Genomic DNA, 19,001 nt, shown 5'->3' with positions numbered 1-19,001 from the left:
GGCCCCGGCCAGATGCTGATCGACCGGCCTGAGCAGGCCCGCCGATCGATTGGCCTGACCCGGCCGCCGCCGGACCGCCGATCGACCGGCCTGAGCACGAACCGTCGCCCGGCTGATCCGTCTCCTACCGCTCCTGCTCGCCCGTCAACTGCTCGTGCAGGGTGCGGGCGGTGCGGACGAAGCCGCTCGAACCCTTGCGGGCCGCCACCTCCGCGACCACGGGGACGGATCCGGACGCCCCGGCCCAGCGGGCGGCGTCGATCGCGAAGGTGAGCGCCTGGGTGTGCCCGGAATACGGCCGCTCGTCCGGCCCCGGCAGGTAGACGGGCAGCAACCCGGTCATGATCTCCCACACCTGCCGGTGCGCCCCCCGCTTCGCGCATTCCTCCAGCTCCGCGCGTACATGAACCATCTTGGCCACGCCCCGCCGCAGGCACAGCCCGAGCTGTCGCCCGCACTCCACGGTGGGCAGGCAGCCGGCGGCGGCCGCGCCCAGCAGCAGCGCCCGGCCACGGTCGGCCCAGGCGTAGAAGCCCTGCTCGGCCAGCTGGACGGCGATCAGCAGCGCCATCGCCTCGCCCACCGGCCCGTCCTGGGAGAACAGCGCGGCCACGTACTCGTGGAAGTAGCCGTGCCGGTCCCACGAGTTGAGCAGGTGCGGCAGCAGATGCATGGCCACCGCCTCCCGGTCCGACGGCAGCGTCAGCCACCAGGACCCCATGTAGACGCCGTCGCGCTCACCCGCATACGAGCGGGGATCGGACAGCAGCGCGTCGATCAGCGGCAGCCCCGTCGGCTCGATCGCGATGCGGGGGCGCAGACTGGGGCTGTGCCCGCCCTGCTGCCGGTCGTGGGTGTAGTCGCCCCCGCCGTGCGACCAGTCGACGCGTAACGCGGGCTCCCGCCGCCCGGCCAGCCAGCGGACCAGCCTGGCGCCGGCCGGCGAGGTCAGCTTCCCGGCGCGGTCGATCACCTCGGCGTCCACCTCGCGCGGCAGCCGCAGCAGCGCCTGCCCCAGGTCGGCGGGCATGGCCTCGACGCCGGCCCGCTCGTAGCCCTCCAGGCGGGCCACCAGCTCGGCGGGGTCGAGGTGGCCGGAGGTCAGGGTCGGGGTGGCCAGCAGGTATGGAGGCAGTGTCCCGGCCTTCAGCGCGGCGTGGATCTCGGCGCAGCGCATGAGCATGGCGTGGTGCGGAGCCGAGACGCGGTTGCGGTCCGGCAGCCGGTCGCGCGGTTTGCCCTCCTTGTCTTCGGGGCGGCTCCAGTATCCCGACGAGATGATCGAGAAGCTCAGGATCTCCGCTTCGAGCGGCGGCCCCTCCTTGAAGCGCCTCAGGTTGCCCAGCGGAATGCCCTGTTTCGTGAGGCTCGCGGTGATGCTTTCCCGCGTTTCGGCGGGCAGCCGGCCGAAGGCGACCTCGGCATCTCCCTCTTCGGTGCGCACGCTGATGGTGTGCCGGGCGAACGAAGGCGCGGGTTCGGGCTCGGGAACGGGCGGTTCTTCGCCGGGGTTCGCGGCCTCGCGCAGCAGCGCCTCCGTCCACTCCTCCAGGGCGTGCCACTCGCGCAGATTGTAGATCCGGCCCTGGCCGGGACGCGGCCGGGGCGACGGGTCGCGGACGAAGGCGTCGATCCACCGTTCGAAGGTGATGCCGTCGCCGACATGGTCGGAGGTGGCGGTGAGGTCGTCGATCGGCGGCGGGAACGGCTCTCGGGCGATCGGCACGAACGGCGGCAGCGGCTTGGGCTCGAAGCCGGCGGCCGCCTCCGGTTCGGCCACGACCACGCCGTACGCCTGCGACAGGCGCGCGGCCAGCACGGGAGGCAGGACGCCGGCCGCCTCCCGCACGGCCTCGGCCCCGGCGGGCGTGAAGCGCGCGGCGTGCTTGAGTGCCAGGCGGACCGTGCGCTCGCGGACGTCGTACGACTCGCACAGGAAGGCCGAGGCGAGCGCCGGGGCCAGGTCGTCGAGGTCGCCGGCCGTGTCGCGGGCGGTCTGGTCCAGCAGCGTCAGCCCCGCGCGCACGAGTTTGCCCTCGGGGCGGAACAGCAGCGCCGACACCGCCTCATCGACCTCCTCGCCGCTGAGCCCGCCCGCGCCGCGCAGTTGCCGCAGCGCCAGGTCGGCCACCGGGCCCGGCGCGGCGGGCAGCAGCCGCAGGTAGTCACGGTTGCGCTCCTTGGCCGGCGCCGGGGCCAGCAACTCGTGCAGGCGGGCGAAGAAGCGCAGGTCGGTGGCGCTGCCGCCGCGCAGGAACCGGCGTACGCAGCCGTCGACCAGCGGCCCGGGATCGAACCGGCCGGCCGCGACCGCGTCGCGCAACTCCCCCAGCCAGGTGCGCCGGCCGGACTCCCAGGAACGCGCGTCGACGGTGTCTTCCCGCAGCACCCGGCCCACGCCCTCGGCCTCGAACAGCCTGGGGACCAGGTGTTCGGCCAGCGGGTCGTTCGCCAGGTCCGGCGGCTGGGACACCCAGGCGACCATGAGCGGGTCGTGCACGGGAGGGACGGCGCGGGTGCGGCGCAGCAGCTCCAGGGCCAGGGGTGCGCTGTCGTCCCTGGCCTGGGCCCGGGTGCCGCGCAGTCGTAGCGTCAGTCGTACGGCGAGGTCGGCCTGCCACTCCGGCGGCCGCGCGGCGATCACCCGCAGCAGCGGCTCGGAGTCGAGCGGCGGCCGCCAGCGGGTGAAGTCGCGCCGGTAGAGCCAGGTCGTGACGGCCGCCGCCCCGCCGAGCACGCCCGCGCCGGCGACCCGCATGGGCTCGATCCACTCCTCGGCCTCGGTCCAGACGCTCTGGCGGCGCCGGCGGTCGGCGGCCAGCTTTCTGGCGGTGCCGATGTGGCCGGGCAGCTCGCGGGCCACCTCGCGGCGGCCGTCCTCGTCGAGGGCCAGCACCGCGTCGGCGACCCGGGCCGGGTCGTCGGTGGTGATGGCCGCGCGGACGCCCGGCCAGGCCGTGGGGGGTTGAGTGGTCATGCAGCACACCGTAGAGATCGCCTCCGACAAACCGCCGGGTCATCAAAAGGCGCAAAACCCTCTTTGTGGTGAATGGCCTGTCTAACGTGAAGCAAGGGAAGTGATCTCTAGGACGATCGGGGGATGGTTCTATGACGTTCTCAACGATTCTGGCGGGCCTGTTCGTGATCGCGATCGCGTGGATCCTGATCTGGATGGTGTGGTCGCTGATCGGCGGCCGGCCCTCGACGCGGAGAGGCTCGGGCCGCCCCGGCATGCCGTTCAGCGGCTATTCGGGGATGCCGGGGGATAGCGGCTCCTCGGGTGGTTACGACGGCGGGGGCTCGTCGGGCGGTGGTGACGGCGGGGGCGGCGGCGGAGGCTGCTGAGGTCAGATCACCTCGAAGTTCGCCATCATCGCCATGTCCTCGTGCTCGGCGTTGTGGCAGTGGAACACGTAGCGGCCACGGTAGCCGTCGAAGCGGGCGATGACCTCGACCGACTGCCCCGGGCTCAGGTCCACGGTGTCCTTGAGGCCGCCGTCGAACGGTCCCGGGGGACGGCCGCCGCGCGACAGAATGTGGAACCCCACCAGGTGCAGGTGGACGGGGTGGTGCACATCGGCGACGAACCGCCAGATCTCCACGTCGCCCAGCCGGGGCCGGGCCGACATCCGGTCCGGTGCGAACGGCTCGCCGCCGATCACCCACCCCGCGCGCCCGTGGACGTGGCCGCCCCTGAAGGCGAACTCGCGTACCGTCGTGGCCTGCGACCGGCTGGGCGGCGCGAGGTCGCTCAGCTTCGGCGGGATCCGGCTCTCGTCCGGCGCGCGGCGGGCGACGACGAACCGCATGACCCGCGCGGTCGGACCGGTGCCGAGCCGGTTCACGAGCGTGACCTGGGCGCCGACCGGGTAGCGACCGAAGTCGACGACGACGTCGTACCGCTCCGCCGGGCCGATGGGAAGGTGGTCGTGGCTCCGGGGTGCGTCGAGGAGCCCCAGATCGCTGCCGATCTGGACGAATCCGCCTCCGCCGGGCGGCGGCGGGTCCAGCGCCAGGTCGTAGCGGCGGGCGTTGGAGGCATTGAGGACGCGCAGCCGGTAGCGCGCCGCCGCCACCTCGTGGATCGGCCACGGCGCCCCGTTGACGAGGATGACGTCGCCGAACACGCCTTCCACGTACGCCTCCGTCACGCCCGGCGTGGTCCGCAGCGTCGGATCGAGGGACGGGTACGCGAACGCGCCGTGCTCGTCGAAGGCGCGGTCGGCGATCATCAGCGGCAGCTCACGGTCGCCCGCCGGAAGATCCAGCGCCTCCTCCTCGTCGTCACGGATCAGGTGGAACCCGGCCAGCCCCCGGTACACGGCGGGACCGGTGAAGTCCATGCGATGGTCGTGGTACCACAACGTGGCCGCGCGCTGCCGCATCGGGAAGAGGTAGTCACGGGAGCCCTGCGCGATCCGGGCACGGGCATCGTGCATGCCGTGCCCTGAGTGCCCATCGTCCCAGCCCGCTGCCGGCAGGACGAGGTCGGTCGGGTAGCCGTCCGAGTCGGCGGGCGTCCGGCCGCCGTGCAGGTGGACGACGGTGGGGACGGGCAGCTCGTTGCGGTGGTGGATCACGGCCGTCCGGTCCCGCCGCGACTCGATGGTCGGGCCGGGGAACGTCCCGTCGTACCCCCAGATCGGCGTCCGGACGCCCGGGATGATCTCGGCCGTCGCCTCACGCTGGGTGATCGTGTAGCGATCGGTCCCATCTTTCGTGTACGGGCGCAGCACTCGCGGGATCGGCAGCGGCACCCGGAACGGCTCCGGCAACGGAATCCCGCTGCGCAGCAGTTCGCCTGTGCCCTGCGCGCCCGCGCTCAGAAGCCGAGGCCCGGCAAGCCCGGCCGCGAGCACGACCCCGGCCCCACCCGCCAGCCCGAGAAACGCCCGCCGGGAAAGCACACCGGTCGGCCCCGGCACGTCACCGGTCGGTCCCGGCGGAATGCCGGTCGGTCCTGGCACGTCACCGGTCTGCCCTGGCATGTCACCGGTCGGCTCCGGCGGGACATCGGTTGGTCCCGACGGGATGCCGGTCGGCTCCAGTGAGACAACGGTCGGGCCTGGCAGGACGCTGGTCCGTCCCGGTGGGGCGTCGGTGGACTCCGGTGGGACCTCGGTCGCCCTCGGCGTCACGCCAGCCGACTCGGGCGTCACGCCGGTTGGCTCGGGCGTTACGCCGGTCGGCTCCGGGGGTGTCCGCCGAGGCACGTCGGCTGGCTCCGGAGGTGTCTGGCGAGGGTCGTCGGCCGGCTTCTGGAATGTCCGCCGGAATCGCCTGCTCATCGGGCCGCTCGCCGTACCTGGGGACGCCACACGGCGACGGTCGTCAGGACCATCGCGGTGACGAGTGCGACCCCGAGCGGCAGATGCAGGTCGAGGGCGCCGTCGAGCCCGGCGAAATACTGCACGGTCTCTCCGGCGGCGACGAGCACGCTGACAACGGACAACCACCGCGGCCCCCGAACCCACCACAACACCAGCGCCGCGAGCACCTGCGCGTACCCCAGGGCGGACACCACATCGGCACCCCACCGATGCGGCCAGAGCATGTCATAGTCGCCGCTCAAATAGCCCCCGGCGAACACCGGCTGGCCGATGATCGCGACGGCATGCACGCTCACGATCATCCGATTCACCAGCAGCGCCCTGCTGCCCGTCATCACGGTTTCACTCATGCGACCGACCGTAGGAGCAGCCGCCTTATGCTGTCCAAGACAAGATTCGTTATCCGTTCATAACACTCAAGGCATCGGCCACTTTAGTGCTCCCGCGATCGTTCCGGGACAATGGCGGCGTACCGCGACCTGCTCTACGGGAGGAAGCCGTGACGCCTCAGACGACCGGCTATGTCACGTACGACGAGATGAAGGGGCCGGATCTCGACGCCGCGCTCTGGAGCCCGGCGCGCCTGCCGCTCCCGGCCGGTGGCGTCCACATGCCGCTGGAGCCCGCCGCGGAGCAGGCCGTCGGGGAGGGCGAGGTGCGGGTGACGATTCCGCGGTTCTCGCTGGCGCACGACACGTTCCAGCCCGCCGACAGCGCGAAATACCTCATCTTCTCGACCGGTGAGTTCGAGCTGCCGCCGGATCGGCCCGCGACGTTCGCCGCCGATCTCGCGGTCGAGAACCTCGGCGGTGAGCCGGAGGACTACCGCCAGGGGCTGGCCGCCTTCCACGTCTTCGACTTCGACGTGAGCAAGCGCGTGTTCGCCGTCTGCGGCACCTCGACGCGCGTGCTCGCACTGCATGAGCAGTTGGGGGCATGGGGCGCGGGTGAGCCGTTCTATCACGTGGTCGAGTCGCCGTACGAGGACTTCGGCGACGACTTCGTCACCCGGCTCCGGGCGTGCGAGATCACACTCGACCGCAGCGCGTCGGCCGCGATCTGGCGCGTCGATGGTCGCACCGTGTACGAGGCCCACGGCACCTTCATCCCCGAACGGGTCCGCATCGGCTTCGGCATCTGGACGATGCTGCCGATCCGCGACGGCCGCAGCCGCTCGCTCAACGGCCAGGGCATCACCGCCCGCTGGCGCCACTTCCGGGTACGCGGAACCGGCGCCTGAGCCGCCCCCCGAGCCCCGTCGCGCCAGACCGACTGAGCCGGTCAGCTGGGCTGGTCGAACGGGCCGGTCGAACGGGATGGGCAGAGCCGGTCGGTCGGGCGGGTTGGTCGGGCCGGTTGGGTTGGTTGGCTGGGCTGGTCGGGTGAGCCGGTCGGTTGGGTTGGTCGGCTGGGCTGGTCGGGTGAGCCGGTCGGTTGGGTTGGTCGGCTGGGCGGGCCCGTCGGACGGGCCTGTCCCACTGGTCCAGTCGTACCGGCCGTCGTACCGGCTGGTCGCACTGGCCTCGTTGCACGCTGGCCCGCCCCGTACAGGTCCTGTCGTGTCGGTGCGGTTCAGTCGACGTCGACGTCGTCCAGGAAGTGGAGCAGGTGGGACAGGACGCGGCGGCAGGCGTCGATGTCGGCGTCGGTGAGGTCGCCGCCCACCTGGCCGAGCACCGCGCGCTCGCGATCGATCACCGCCGTGATGGCGGCCCGCCCCTCCTCGGTCAGCTCGATGAGCGACGACCTCTTGTGCGCCGGATTGGGCAGGAACGCGACCAGCCCCCGCCCGGCCGCTTCATTGATCATGCGCTGCACGAACTGCCGGCTCAGCGCCTGCGCCCGGCCCATCCGCGGAACCGTCATCGGCCCGTGCTCGCGCAGCATGTTGAGCACCGCGCGCACCCCCACCGACAGCCCTTCGATGGGCGCGTCCTGCTCCACCTTGCGCTGGGCGCGCCGGTAGAGCGGCCCCACAAGGTCGAACACCTGGGTCAGCCGGTCGCCCCGCTCTGTTTCGCTCACCCCACCATCATGACACCTAGGTTGTCATTATCGGGCAACAATGACAACCTAGGTGTCATGTCTGACGATCTGTTCTGGCTCGACACCGGCACCGGCCGTCCCCTCGTCCTCCTGCACGGCGGCTTCGTGGACCACCGCATGTGGGACGGCCAGATCCCGCACTTCGCCGCCCGGTACCGCGTCATCGCCCCCGACGCCCGCGGCCACGGCCGTTCGGCCAACGCCACCGGTCCGTACCGGCGCGCCGACGACCTCGCCGCCCTCCTGCGTCACCTGGACACCGGCCCCGCGATCCTCGTGGGCATCTCCATGGGCGCGAGCATCGCCGTCGAGACCGCGCTGGAGCACCCCGAACTGGTCGATGCCGTGGTCGTCGGCGGTGCCGCCACCGGCGAGCCCTACTTCACCGACCCCTGGACCACGCGATCCATGGCCACCTGGCACGCGTCCATGGCCGCCGGCGACCTGGAAGGCTCGATCGAGGGCTTCATGGCCTTCGCCGCCGGTCCTCACCGCACGCTGGACGACCTCGCCCCCGACGTCGTACGCCGCCTGCGCGACATGGCCAGGACCACCATGTCCAAACACACCGCGGGCGAGCCCGACCACCTCGTCCCGGTACGCGAGACCTGGGAGCGCCTCGGCAAGATCGACGTCCCCCTGCTGGCCATCAACGGCTCCGCCGACTCACCCGATCACATCGGCATGGCCGAACGCATCGCCCGCACCGTTCGCGGCGGCCGCATCGCCACGATCGACGGCGCCGCCCATTACCCCAACATGGAACGCCCCGGCCTCTACAACGCCATTCTCGGCGACTTTCTCCGCGCCCTCTGACAAGGCATCCAGGAATTGTTCAGTCCTGGCCGGCGCCTTGCTGAACAACCATTTCCCGCCTCCAATGAGAAGTCCGGCCCGGATATGCGCGGGCCGGACAGGCCATGAAACGGGGGATCTCTTCCATGCTGCCTTCACGGCTCAACCGCCTCTTATCCGTCATCGCCGCCTCGGTTCTCGCCGTCGCGGCCATGGTCGCCCCGGCACGTGCCGCCGCGTTCGATCCCATCGGCACCGAGCCCGTCGCCCCGTACGCTCTACCCGCGGATACGGCCCTGCCCCAGCGGGGCTGCACCACGACGCTCGCCGACCCCAAGAACGCCGCCGGCAGCATCCAGGCGGTCCAGGTGATCTACGCCTGGCACGAGGGCAACGGGAACAACTACGAGATGTACGCCGAGCGCATCGCCAGAATCGTCGACCGGATGGACTGGCTGCTCGACGAATCGACGAACTACGACCAGCACATCAACCTCAGTTGCCGTACGGGACACGCCACCGGCACCTATTCCGGCTATGCCCGCGCGCTCGTCGTACCGGAAAAGATCGAGAATGGCGTGATCGGCGGCGAGACCGATCCGTTCGTCATCGCCGACGATCTGGCGGCGGCGGGATATGACAGCGGCAACCGCAGATATCTCGTGTTCGAGGACTTCAACGGTACGGCGACGGCCCACTGCGGCCCCGTCTGCGTGGCGACCACCGACGACTGGGACAGCGCCACCATGATGCACGAGCTGATCCACCTGCACGACGTGGACCACGCCAAGGTCAGCGAGGTGCCCAACAGCTTCTCACTGAACGACGTGATGATCAGCCAGTACAACGACTGGCAGATCGACCAGGAGTTCAACACCTACTACGACCCGAGCGAGACCTCGGCGCTGTTCTACACCTCCAGCTATCCGGACACCCGCAAGGTCAACCTCGCCAGCTTCCCGCCGTTCACCACGCCCGTCTGCTGCGACGTGGGGTACAGCAACGACGCCCTGACCGCCCAGGAACGGACGATCGAGAGCGACGCGCCGTACGGGTTCCCGACGGGGTTCACCGTCACCGGCGGCGGCTGGATGCAGGTCACCCCGCCCGGAGCGGACGGGCAGGTGTCGGCGCGCTACTACGACGGCCGGCGGTCGCTGACCATGAACGTCCAGGCGCACGCCGAGGGTCTCGTGTCGGTGACCCGCAGGCCGGCGGTGACGGCGGGGCAGCGGTACAAGTTCTTCGCCCGGCTGACCACCGGCACCTCCGGCGACGTCAAACTGCGAATGTCCTGGTACAACGCGTCGAACACGCTGCTCTCCGCGAGTGACAGCGCGGTGCACTCCCTGTCGTCCGGGTGGCAGGAGTACTCGGTCTCGGCGATCGCGCCGGCCGGCGCCGCCACCGTGCGGCTGTCGGTGGTGAGCCCGGCGGGGCAGACGTTCGCGTACGTGCTCGACAGCCTGCAACTGAACCACTGCAACAACGGCCGCACCACCGACGGCTGCCGCCTCAACGGCTGACCGTCGCACACCGCCGTGAGGGGTTCGCCCCTCACGGCGGTGCGCGCACAGGTTCGCCCTTACGACGGATCCGGGTCGATCCGTACGTCGTGACCGCCGTCGCCGTCGCACATGAACGACGCCAACGCCAGGCCCTGTTCGGCCACGGCGTCGCGGTCGGCCCCCGAGAGCCGGCGCAGCGGCGTGACGGTCACCGTGCCGGTCCCCATGCCGGTCCCGAACGTCCAGGTCGCGGCGACCCGGCCATCGACCAGGACGACGCGGGCACCGGCGACCGACAGGCCGCGGTGGGCGTCGTCGATGATCCGGCCGCGGTCGTGGTAACCGAGGATCGCGTTGTCGAACGCCGGCAGGAACCGTACCGGGGCGGGGGTGTCGGGGTCGGGGCGCGGCGCGTCGGGCAGGTCCAGCAGTTCACGGCCCCGCTCGTCGCGGAAGGCGACCAGCTCCCCGCGTACGGCGGCCACCGCGGCCGGCAACCCGGCCAGCCCGCACCAGGCACGCAGGTCGGCCGTGGCGGCGGGACCGAACGCGGCCAGATACCGCCGCACCAGCACCTCCCCGACCGGATCAGATCCAGCCAGGTCAGAGCCGGCCGAGCTGGAGCCGGCCGGGTCAGACCCGTTCGGACCGGAGCCGTTCGGGGCCGGTGGGTCGATGTCGCGGCCCAGCCAGGACGAGAGCAACACGTTGCGCACGCCCCCCTTCATCCGCCACAACCCCCGCGGCGGCAACTGCACCATCGGGACGAGGGCGGCGATCACCATCTCGCCCAGCACCCGCGCCCCCGGCTCCGGCCAGCGCCCGGAGAGCGCCCGCCCGATCTCGGTCATCGAGCGGGGCTCGCCGTCGGCCATCACCGCCAGGCCCGCCACCGTCAGCTCCTCGAGGTCCACCCCGTCGAGCTCGCGGCGGTAGACCCCCAGCATCCGTTGCCGCAGCATGGCGTCGTGGCGGGCCCGCCAGGCCAGGGCGTCGCCGGCGGTGACCAGGTGGACGGTGCGGCGCATGAGGTGGGTACGCACCACGTTCCGCCCGGTCAGCAGCCCGTCCAGCACCGCCGGGTCGAACCCCCGCAGCCGCGACCAGAGCCCGACGAACGGCTCCTGCGGTTCCTGCGCCTGCAGACCGCACAGGTGCGCGACGGCGTCGAGCACCGGCATGCCGGCCCGGTCGAGCAGCAACTGCCGGGCGAGCGTCGCCCGGTTGAGCGCCCGGGTGCCGAGAACGGTCATCGGCCCACCCGGACACTCATCACGCGCCCGGCACCGCTCACGACGGCACCGCTCACGCAGGCAATGCTCACGTCGCCACCACGCACGCAGGCACCACTCACGTCGACGTCTGCCCGTCGATCGACTCGCGCAGGATGTCGGCGTGCCCGGTGTGCTGGGCGGTCTCGGCGATGACGTGCATCAGCACCCGGCGCACACTGCGGACCGCGCCAGCCTCGTGCCACGGCGCCGGCGGCAGCGGGTGCGTCGCCGACAGGTCGGGAAGGGCGGCGACGATCTCCTCGGTACGCGCCGCGACCTGCTCGTAGCGCTTGAGGATGCCGTCCAGCGTGTCGCCGGGCAGCATCTGGAAGTCGTTCTGATGGTCGATCATCCACTGCGGGTACTCGCGTGCCGTACCGGCCGCGACGTCGGCCCAGGTGACACCGTCGGGCAGGTCGAAGGTCATCGCCGACGCGCCGTCGACCGCGAAGCGCAGCCACGATTCCTCCATGGCCGCGACGTGCTTGACCAGCCCGCCCAGGCACAGCGCGCTGACCGTCGGGCGCTCGCCGAGCTGCTCGTCGGTGAGCCCGCGGAGGGTGTAGATGAGGGTGGATCGCGCGCTCGCGAGCTGGCCGAGCAGCTCGGTCCGCTCGGCGTCGAGGTTCGGGGATGCGGTCACGGTGTTCTGGCCCTTCGAAGAGTCGTCATTGACTGGCATGTGACAACTGTCGCAGGGGTAGCGGCCAGGTTCTGTCCTCTTCTCCGGGCACTATGGAGAACATGCCGAAGACTTCCGCGCGACTGCTGGCCCTGCTCTCGCTGCTTCAGACGCGCCGGGACTGGCCGGGGGCGATGCTGGCCGAACGGCTCGACATCAGCCCGCGCACCGTGCGCCGCGACGTCGACCGCCTGCGCGAGCTCGGCTATCCCATCGTGGCCTTCAAGGGGCCCGAGGGCGGCTACCGGCTCGACGCGGGCGCGGAGCTGCCGCCGTTGCTGTTCGACGACGAGCAGGCCATCGCCCTGGCCATCGCACTCCAGAGCGCCACCACCACGGGTGCCGGGATCGAGGAGGCCGCGGCGCGGGCGCTGAACACCGTACGGCAGGTCATGCCCGCCCGGCTGCGCCACCGGATCGACGCCCTCCAGGTCACCGCCGTCGAGCAGTCCACGCTCCGACCGGCCCCGCAGGCCGACAGCGGCGTGCTCATGGCGATCGGCGCCGCCGTCCAGGCCCGCGAGGTGCTGCGCTTCGACCACACCTCCGGGACCTCGCCGCGCCGGGTGCAGCCCCATCATCTCGTCACGTGGGGCGGGCGCTGGTATCTGGTCGCCTGGGACCTCGACCGCGAGGACTGGCGCACCTTCCGCGCCGACCGCATCACGCCGCGCACCCCTACCGGGCCCCGCTTCACCCCGCGCGAACTTCCCGGCGGTACGGTCACCGCCTACGTGGCCGCCAAGTTCCGGGGCGCCGCGGTGGCCGGCGACTGGCCCTGCCACGGCGAGGTCATCCTCGACCTGCCCGCCTCCGCCGTGTCCCGCTTCGTCCGCGACGGGCTCGTCGAGGAGCTCGGCCCGGACCGCTGCCGGCTCGTCCTGGGCTCGTGGTCATGGCACAGCCTGGCCGCCGCCATCGGCAGGTTCGACGCCGACATCGAGGTCGTCGGCCCGCCCGAGCTCAAGGCCGCCTTCGCCCACCTGGCCCGCCGCTTCACCGCCGCCGCGACCGGCTAACCCCTGTATTCCGCACCCACTCTCCGACGTACTTCGGCGAGGTCCTTCAGGAGGGAGAGGGAGGGAGGTGGAGGGGCCGGTTGGCCTGTGCGGACGACGGGCCGGTGTCCGTCTGAGCGGTGAGGGGACGGGCTCAGCTCGGGCCGGGCAGCCAGGCGAGGGTGGCGGTGCGGGAGCCGTACTTGGCGCCCCGGGTCACGCCCTCCTTGCCCACGACCGCGGCCTGCCCCGCGAGGTACAACCGCCGCGGACTGTCATCCCGCCGCGCCACCTGGATCACGCCATCGTCCCGCCCCAGGCTGAGCCCCGTCCCGACGTACCCCATGGAGTACGGCTTGAGCCCCAGGCCCTTGACGATCCGGACCAGCGTGTCGGCCGCGTACGCCCCCTGAGGCCCCGCCGTCTGGCAGGACGCCCGCGCTCCGGGCACGGCGGCGCAGTCGCCGACGGCGAAGATCCGCGGGTCGCTCACGCTGCGCAGATGCTCGTCCACGACGGCCCGCCCCCGGTCATCGACCCGCAGGCCGCTGCGCGCCGCCAGGTCGGGGATGTTGCCGATGACGGCCCACAGCGTGAGGTCCGCGTCGATCACCTCGCCCGACGCCAGACGTACCTGGTCGGAGCCGGACACCACGGCGTCCTCCGTCAGCGACACCTTCAACCGCTCCAGCCCGGCCCGCACCCGCCGCCGGGCCCCGTCCGACAGGCCGGCCGCGAAGTTCCGCCCCACGAGTCGTACGCGCAGGTCGGGACGGCCGTAGGCGATCTCGGCGGCGGTCTCGATGCCGGTCGGCCCGGCACCGATGACGCACACCGTACCGCCTGCGACAAGACCCGCCAGGGCCGCGCGGGCCTGCTCCGCGCCCTCCCACGTCCCCACCGGGACCGTGCCGGGCAGCGGCGAGACCGTGCTCCCGACGGCCAGGAACAGGTAGTCGAAGTCCAGCGTCTCGCCCACGCCGAGCGTCACGGTGCCGTCGCCGATCTTGTCCACGGCCGCCACCCGCGTACGGATGCCGTCGCGCAGCATCTCCGACAGGGGGGTCGCGGCCTTGCCGGTCCCGGCGACCTGCTGGTGCAGGCGTACCCGCTCGACGAAGTCCGGTCGTGGATTGATCACCGTGATCTCCGCGTCCGGTAGCTTCTTCGCCAGCCGGTTCGCCGCGAGAGTCCCGGAATATCCGGCGCCGACTACGACGATCTTCATGTCCGCCTCCTCCGTCGAAAGGGTTCTGCAACCCCGACGAGGCAGGCGGCCTGTTTGTGAGGTTCACGGCCCGAGCTGCCGCGCGAGCCAGGGCAGGGCCTGGGGCAACTCGCGGTTCCAGGTGTTGAAGTTGTGCCCGCCGCTGGGCAGGATCAGCGACCACGCCCGCATCGGCGGCCGCACGGCGGCGGCGAACCGCTCGGTCGGCAGGTAGTCGCTCTCGCCCTTGCGGCTGCTCGTCACGAGCACGCTGACGGGCGGCGCCGGGAGGTTCGCCAGCCGCCACATCAGGTCGTTGCGCCGCGCGAGCGTCCTGTCGTGGCCGAAGAGGTCGCCGGTGGTGCGGTCCACGATGGTCTTGTAGTAGCCGGACAGCGACACCGCCGCCGAGAACGCGCCGGGATGCGTCATGGCGATCTTCAGCGCGCAGTAGCCCCCGGTCGAACCGCCCAGAATGCCCCAGGACTCGCGACCGGCGGCCACCCGGTAGTGCGCGGTCACGGCGTTCCTGACGTCGGTCGCGAAGTACGTCTGCGCCTGCGGCCCGCCCGGCACGTCCACGCACTCGGTGTCGCGCGGCAGCACCACGCTGGGCCGCATCATGACGAGGACGGTGGGGCGCGCCTGGTGCGCGGCGATGGCGCGCGCCATCCGGCCGGGCAGATCGAGCCTGGTCATGAGGTTGCGCGGCTCGCCGGGATGACCGGTCAGCGCGATGATCGCGGGCAGCCGCCGCCGTACGTCCGCGAAATACGCCGACGGCAGGAACACGTACGCCTCCTCACTCAGGTGCGCTCCGTGGCGATGGCGGGACGCCGCCCGGAGCAGCGGGAGCTGGCCGAGGCCCTCGACGTGGACGACTTCATGATGGACGACCCGCGGCCGATGGCGTACGACGTGGTGATCGAGGCGGCCGGCAGCACGGCCGCCGTCCCCGTCGACGACATCGTGAACAACGACCTCACCATCCGCGGCAGCTTCAGCTACACGGCCTCGGCCTGGGCGGAGACCGTCCGGCTGCTCAACGCCGGCCGCTTCCGGCCGCTGCCCCTGGTGACGCATCGGTACGGCATGGAGGAGCACGCCGACGCCCTCGCCACCCTGTCCCAGGGCGCCGCCAGGCCGCGCGGCAAAATCCTCTTCGAGCTGTGACGTACGCGTGGTGGCTTCCGGGCGATCCCGGTAAAGAGGCATGGCCGTGACCGCAGCCGAAGACGCGGTGCCCGCCGACGCGATGATGGCCGGCGGGCCCGACTACCTCGCCGGCGCGGCCGGAGGATACGACTGGTCCGGCGCGCGGCACGTGGTCGACGTCGGCGGCACGGGCGCCCTGCTCGCCGAGGTGCTGTCCCTCGCCGCCGCGGCCGGGCTCGACGTCGCAGCCGTCCACCACACCGCTCTCGGCCACGTCGTCATCGACTGCACTCCTCAAGGGAAGGCCCACTCGGCGCGTGCGGGCGACGATGCTGACGGGGCGGGCGGGTGGCGCGTTGCCACAGGGCGGGCCAGCCGCCGTTGCCGAGCCAGGCGGCCGGGACGCGGAGCCCGCCGGTGGCGATCCGGTCCCAGAAGACGTCCAGGTCGGCGCCCAGCTCGGCGGCGTCGGGGAAGGCGCGGAGCCAGGGGCCGGCCGGGTCCTCCAGGTCGGAGCGGGGGAAGCCGGGCACGGTCGTCTCGCGTGGCGCGGTGATCGGGACCGTCGGCTGGGCCGGTGGCCAGGTGGTGACGGCGACGATCAGCGGCGGCAGGAAGGCCGCGTCGGCGTGCCGGGTGACGTGGCCTGCCAGGATCGGGTCCGCGGCGCGGGCGAGCCGGCCGAGGGCGGCGCGGATCCTGCGGGTGACCAGCTCCATCGAGCGCGCGGGCGCGATCGTCCCGTGGCGGGCGAGCTTGCGCAGCGAGCGGGGGAGCGGCGCGTCGGTCAGGAGCAGGCCCAGGTTGTCGAAGCGGGCACGGAGCTCGGGGTCGAGCGCGGCGAGGGCGACGGCGAGCGGGCGGACCCCGGTGGCTCGCCACAGCTCGGACAGGCCGACCTCGGGCAGGGCGTTGAGGAGGGCCCGGTCGATCCGGTCGGCAGGCAGCCGGCGCAGGGCCATGAGCACGTCCGTGGCGGGAACGGCACCCTGGCCGCCCGCGATCGAGGCGGGGACGCGCGCTGAGGTGGGAGCACCCGCTGAGGTGGGGACGCTGGCTGAGGCAGGGGCGCCCGCCGCGCGTGTGGTCGTCCCCGTTCGGGCCTCGTGCAGGGCTTCCAGAGTGAGCAGGGCGGACGCCGTCGCGGGGTCGGCCAGGGCGTGCCCGGCCTGTTCCGCCAAGGGGCCGCTGACCTCGGCGAACAGGCGGTCGGCGCGGCGGGAGACCGGGCGTTCGCGGGTGGGCGGCGGGAGCGGCTCGCGGGCGGGCGGGCGTTCGGCCGGAGGCGGCGGGAGGGTGGCCAGCCAGCGGGTCAGCCGCTCCTTCAGGCCGGGGTCCGGGTCGGTGTTGAAGCGGGCCTGCAGCTCGGCGAGGTGCCAGCCCGAGCGGCGGTGCTGGACCTCGGCGTTGGCCAGGATCGTGCCGTCGGGGGCGCGCAGGGCCGCCAGGACGCAGGTGCCCTTCATGGCATCGTCCACGTAGAACGGCTCGGCGATGCAGTTGCCCATGTACGACGCCCAGACGGCCAGGGTGCGCGGGCTGCGAGCCCATTCGACGCGCGCGTCCGTACCGGGAACGACGATGCCGTCCACGGCGGCCAGCGGTTTCGGCAGGCGGAACGGCTCGACGAGCGCCAGGGCGATCTCCAGGCTGCCGGTCAGCCCGGAGACCAGCTCCTGCCAGTCGCGGCAGCGGCGCGGCGGCCGGGCGCCGAGCGAGACGAGCTGCGCGGCACCGGCCAGAGCCGAGGCGAGGGTGTCGAGGCCGGGGGTGAGGTCGTGTTCGGGGATCGGGTCGAAGTCGGCGTAAAGGACGGTGTCCTGGAACTCGATGGCCGCCCTGGCGTGGCCGTTCAGCCGGGCCAGGGCGTCGGCGAGCTCGCCGTACCAGAGCAGGTCACCGGCCGTCTCCAGCTCCTCGGGCGCGGCCTCGGGGCGGTCGGTGAGCCGCTGGGCGAGCGGCGGCCGGTCGCCGCTGACCGGCGGCTGGATCCAGTCGGCGGGCGGGCGCTCGGCCGTGTAGCCGACGGCGGCGCGCCACTTCCGCAGGTCGTTCCGCGCCCAGGGACGCAGGCGCTCGGAGCCGCTTCGAACGAGCTCGTGGACGGACTTCAGAACGACCTGCGCGTAGTCGGCCGCCCTGGCCAGCCGCTGCCGCACATACGGCTCGGCGGGCGCGTCGAGGTGCCTGGCCAGGTCGCGCACGTAGCAGCCGGGACGCGCGGGCAGGCCCGCGAGACCGGGTACGCGGCGCGCGGCCCGGCCCGCCTCGTGCTGGTCCAGCAGGTCGGCGGCGGCGCGGATCTGGCCGGCGCAGCGGGCCAGACCATCGGCGACCCCGTGGTCGGCCACGGCCGCGGCGGTACGCAGCAGCACGGTCGCGGCCATGGCGTTGTGCGTGGCCCGGTTCAAGATCTGCAGCCAGTGCCACTCCTGCGGGAACCAGCGCACCGCCTCGCCCACGGTCGGCTCGCGGCCCAGGGCGGCCCGTACGTAGCCGACCGCGTAGTCGTCCTCGTAGGCGTTGTAGCGGCGGGTCAGCTCCTCCAGCCGGCTCTGCCTGGCCTGGGTCGCCCGGAGCCTGACCCTGCGCCTGCCCTCCTCCTGCCGGGCGGCCACCCGCACCCACAGGTCGAGGAGCAGGTCGAGCCGGCGCCGCGAAGAACACGGGGCGAGCACCTGCTGAAGGTGGGCGGCCATCGCGGACGGCGTCGCGTGCGGCTCCGGCTCGACCGCCGCATCGGCGCCCAGGCCGAGGACGTGTTCGAGCTGCTCCGAGCCCAGCAGCGCGCTGGCCGACGAGGCCAGCTGCAGGGCCGCCCACCGCTCGTCGGCGATGGTACGGGCCGCCGCCGCGCCCACGCGCTTGGTCGCCTCCGCGCCGAACAACGCCACCAGGACCCCCGGCCGCTCGCCCAGCCGCGCCATCCCGTCCAGCCCCAGCAGCCGGATCGCGGCCAGGACGGCGTCGCGCCGGTCACCGCGTGCCCCGTCCAGCCGCGCGGACACGAAGCCGGGGCCGAGCTCGATGCCCGCGCCGGTGACCAGGACGCCCCCGGCGGTCACCAGGCGGGACAGCTCGGCGACGGCGGGCCCTGGATCCTCCGCCGCGGGACCGACCACGACGGGCGCGCCCGGCGGCGCGCCCGCGGGCACGGGACGGCCACGGGCGTCCCAGACCCGCTGGTCCCGTCCCGTCACCACGCCGTACGCCAGCCGCACCACAAGCCCATGATTCGGTCCCGCTCCCTTCCGGGGCAACCGAGTTCCCTGAGCGCGAAACGGGCTTCGACCGACAGGTGCAAGAAAACTTGCACCTGTCGGCATTCGATAGGGTGACAGAGTGGTCACCGCCAGAGAGAACAGCACCCCGCCGGGAGACAGACGCGTACGCCGGACCCGATCAGCGCTGGCACGCGCGCTGATCCAGCTCGTGGAGGAGCGCGACCTGTCCCGGATCAGCGTCTCCGACGTCGCCGAGGGCGCCGGAGTGAGCCGTTCGGCGTTCTACGACCACTACCGCGACGTCCACGAGCTGGCCGAGGACGCCTGCACCGCGATGATCGACGACCTGATCGAGTCGCTGCCCGGCCCCAGCCTGGACGCGGCGGACATCGAGCAGGAGGCGACCGCGTCGCTGGCGGCGTTCTTCGGCAGTCTGGCCGGGCACGGCGGGCTGTATCGCGCCCTGCTGGGGCCACAGGGCAGCGCGCGCGTCGTCGGCCACATCCGCCGCCGCATCGCGGTGGTCATCCGTGAGCGCCTGGAGCATGCCGGTATCCGCGAGTGGCCGGAGCGCGTCCCGCACGACGTGACGGCGGCGTTCACGGCGGGCGCGCTCATCGGCGTGGCCATGGACTGGCTGGAGCGCGGGTGCGCCCGGACCGCGGCCGAGATGGCCGAGGCGACCTGGCCGCTGCTGAACGCGCACTACCGCATCAACGACGCCTGAGCGTTCGGCCGGATCGTCGTCGATCTCCCGGAAGAGGTTTCCTGGCGACATCAAG

16 protein-coding genes are annotated in these 19,001 nt (G+C 72.5%); 7 read left to right on the top strand and 9 right to left on the bottom strand.

The window, feature by feature from the left end; genetic code table 11:
* Positions 1-124: 124 nt before the first annotated feature.
* Positions 125-2,977, bottom strand: coding sequence for a DUF7824 domain-containing protein (locus tag C4V41_RS61155; RefSeq protein ID WP_146104029.1), 2,853 nt, complete (start codon positions 2,975-2,977; stop codon positions 125-127).
* Positions 2,978-3,108: 131 nt separating this feature from the next.
* Between C4V41_RS61155 and C4V41_RS45290 the strand changes: the two genes are divergently transcribed.
* The gene (locus C4V41_RS45290) at positions 3,109-3,345 is read left to right on the top strand and encodes a hypothetical protein (RefSeq protein ID WP_103962239.1); all 237 of its coding nucleotides are present in this window, start codon (positions 3,109-3,111) and stop codon (positions 3,343-3,345) included.
* Positions 3,346-3,347: 2 nt separating this feature from the next.
* Here C4V41_RS45290 and C4V41_RS45285 read toward each other — a convergent pair whose 3' ends face one another.
* The gene (locus C4V41_RS45285) at positions 3,348-4,967 is read right to left on the bottom strand and encodes a multicopper oxidase family protein (protein WP_235030783.1); all 1,620 of its coding nucleotides are present in this window, start codon (positions 4,965-4,967) and stop codon (positions 3,348-3,350) included.
* Between the two features lie 317 nt (positions 4,968-5,284).
* Positions 5,285-5,680: a hypothetical protein gene (locus C4V41_RS45280; RefSeq protein WP_103962237.1), complete on the bottom strand. Its 396-nt coding sequence runs from the start codon at positions 5,678-5,680 to the stop codon at positions 5,285-5,287.
* 149 nt (positions 5,681-5,829) lie between these two features.
* On the opposite strand from C4V41_RS45280, the gene C4V41_RS45275 reads away from it, so the two are divergent.
* Positions 5,830-6,570 (top strand): DUF6081 family protein, encoded by a 741-nt coding sequence (locus C4V41_RS45275; RefSeq protein ID WP_103962236.1) that lies wholly within the window; start codon positions 5,830-5,832, stop codon positions 6,568-6,570.
* Positions 6,571-6,902: 332 nt separating this feature from the next.
* Here the strand turns inward: C4V41_RS45275 and C4V41_RS45265 are convergent, their stop codons facing one another.
* Positions 6,903-7,355, bottom strand: coding sequence for a MarR family winged helix-turn-helix transcriptional regulator (locus C4V41_RS45265; RefSeq protein ID WP_103962234.1), 453 nt, complete (start codon positions 7,353-7,355; stop codon positions 6,903-6,905).
* Positions 7,356-7,412: 57 nt separating this feature from the next.
* Here C4V41_RS45265 and C4V41_RS45260 point away from each other — a divergent pair, with 57 nt between their 5' ends.
* Together C4V41_RS45260 and C4V41_RS45255 are read left to right on the top strand one after the other, a co-directional pair.
* Positions 7,413-8,192: an alpha/beta fold hydrolase gene (locus C4V41_RS45260; RefSeq protein WP_200824673.1), complete on the top strand. Its 780-nt coding sequence runs from the start codon at positions 7,413-7,415 to the stop codon at positions 8,190-8,192.
* A gap of 125 nt (positions 8,193-8,317) precedes the next feature.
* Positions 8,318-9,697 carry a hypothetical protein gene (locus C4V41_RS45255; protein WP_103962232.1) on the top strand — a complete coding sequence of 460 codons (1,380 nt, stop codon included), beginning with the start codon at positions 8,318-8,320 and terminating at the stop codon, positions 9,695-9,697.
* Between the two features lie 59 nt (positions 9,698-9,756).
* On the opposite strand, the gene C4V41_RS45250 is transcribed toward C4V41_RS45255, so the two are convergent.
* A complete protein-coding gene (locus tag C4V41_RS45250) occupies positions 9,757-10,932 on the bottom strand; it encodes a winged helix DNA-binding domain-containing protein (RefSeq protein WP_103962231.1) in 1,176 nt (391 codons plus the stop codon).
* A 97-nt stretch (positions 10,933-11,029) separates the two neighbouring features.
* On the bottom strand, positions 11,030-11,635 hold the full coding sequence (locus C4V41_RS45245) for a DinB family protein (RefSeq protein ID WP_200824672.1): 606 nt from the start codon (positions 11,633-11,635) through the stop codon (positions 11,030-11,032).
* A gap of 62 nt (positions 11,636-11,697) precedes the next feature.
* Between C4V41_RS45245 and C4V41_RS45240 the strand changes: the two genes are divergently transcribed.
* On the top strand, positions 11,698-12,654 hold the full coding sequence (locus tag C4V41_RS45240; protein ID WP_103962230.1) for a helix-turn-helix transcriptional regulator: 957 nt from the start codon (positions 11,698-11,700) through the stop codon (positions 12,652-12,654).
* 133 nt (positions 12,655-12,787) lie between these two features.
* On the opposite strand, the gene C4V41_RS45235 is transcribed toward C4V41_RS45240, so the two are convergent.
* Positions 12,788-13,861, bottom strand: a complete 1,074-nt coding sequence (locus C4V41_RS45235; protein WP_103962229.1) for an NAD(P)/FAD-dependent oxidoreductase — start codon at positions 13,859-13,861, stop codon at positions 12,788-12,790.
* A 63-nt stretch (positions 13,862-13,924) separates the two neighbouring features.
* On the bottom strand, positions 13,925-14,632 hold the full coding sequence (locus tag C4V41_RS62350; RefSeq protein ID WP_160150612.1) for an alpha/beta hydrolase: 708 nt from the start codon (positions 14,630-14,632) through the stop codon (positions 13,925-13,927).
* 27 nt (positions 14,633-14,659) lie between these two features.
* Here C4V41_RS62350 and C4V41_RS62345 point away from each other — a divergent pair, with 27 nt between their 5' ends.
* The gene (locus tag C4V41_RS62345; RefSeq protein ID WP_160150611.1) at positions 14,660-15,013 is read left to right on the top strand and encodes an MDR/zinc-dependent alcohol dehydrogenase-like family protein; all 354 of its coding nucleotides are present in this window, start codon (positions 14,660-14,662) and stop codon (positions 15,011-15,013) included.
* A gap of 260 nt (positions 15,014-15,273) precedes the next feature.
* Here C4V41_RS62345 and C4V41_RS62340 read toward each other — a convergent pair whose 3' ends face one another.
* Positions 15,274-18,219, bottom strand: coding sequence for a hypothetical protein (locus C4V41_RS62340; protein WP_160150610.1), 2,946 nt, complete (start codon positions 18,217-18,219; stop codon positions 15,274-15,276).
* 118 nt (positions 18,220-18,337) lie between these two features.
* On the opposite strand from C4V41_RS62340, the gene C4V41_RS45220 reads away from it, so the two are divergent.
* Complete coding sequence (locus C4V41_RS45220; RefSeq protein ID WP_103962227.1) at positions 18,338-18,946, top strand: TetR/AcrR family transcriptional regulator; 609 nt, start codon at positions 18,338-18,340, stop codon at positions 18,944-18,946.
* The last annotated feature ends 55 nt before the right edge of the window (positions 18,947-19,001 follow it).

It is taken from the genome of Nonomuraea solani (assembly GCF_900108335.1).
Classification (GTDB): Bacteria; Actinomycetota; Actinomycetes; order Streptosporangiales; family Streptosporangiaceae; genus Nonomuraea; species Nonomuraea solani.
The sequence above is the reverse complement of the archived record's forward strand: the minus strand, read 5'-3'. Positions and strand labels throughout refer to the sequence as shown.

Coding starts and splice junctions, on each gene's coding strand:
- C4V41_RS61155 (WP_146104029.1), bottom strand. CDS start 2,977: ATGACCACTCAACCCCCCACGGCCTGGCCGGGCGTCCGCGCGGCCATC.
- C4V41_RS45290 (WP_103962239.1), top strand. CDS start 3,109: ATGACGTTCTCAACGATTCTGGCGGGCCTGTTCGTGATCGCGATCGCG.
- C4V41_RS45280 (WP_103962237.1), bottom strand. CDS start 5,680: ATGAGTGAAACCGTGATGACGGGCAGCAGGGCGCTGCTGGTGAATCGG.
- C4V41_RS45260 (WP_200824673.1), top strand. CDS start 7,413: ATGTCTGACGATCTGTTCTGGCTCGACACCGGCACCGGCCGTCCCCTC.
- C4V41_RS45255 (WP_103962232.1), top strand. CDS start 8,318: ATGCTGCCTTCACGGCTCAACCGCCTCTTATCCGTCATCGCCGCCTCG.
- C4V41_RS45250 (WP_103962231.1), bottom strand. CDS start 10,932: ATGACCGTTCTCGGCACCCGGGCGCTCAACCGGGCGACGCTCGCCCGG.
- C4V41_RS45245 (WP_200824672.1), bottom strand. CDS start 11,635: ATGCCAGTCAATGACGACTCTTCGAAGGGCCAGAACACCGTGACCGCA.
- C4V41_RS45240 (WP_103962230.1), top strand. CDS start 11,698: ATGCCGAAGACTTCCGCGCGACTGCTGGCCCTGCTCTCGCTGCTTCAG.
- C4V41_RS45235 (WP_103962229.1), bottom strand. CDS start 13,861: ATGAAGATCGTCGTAGTCGGCGCCGGATATTCCGGGACTCTCGCGGCG.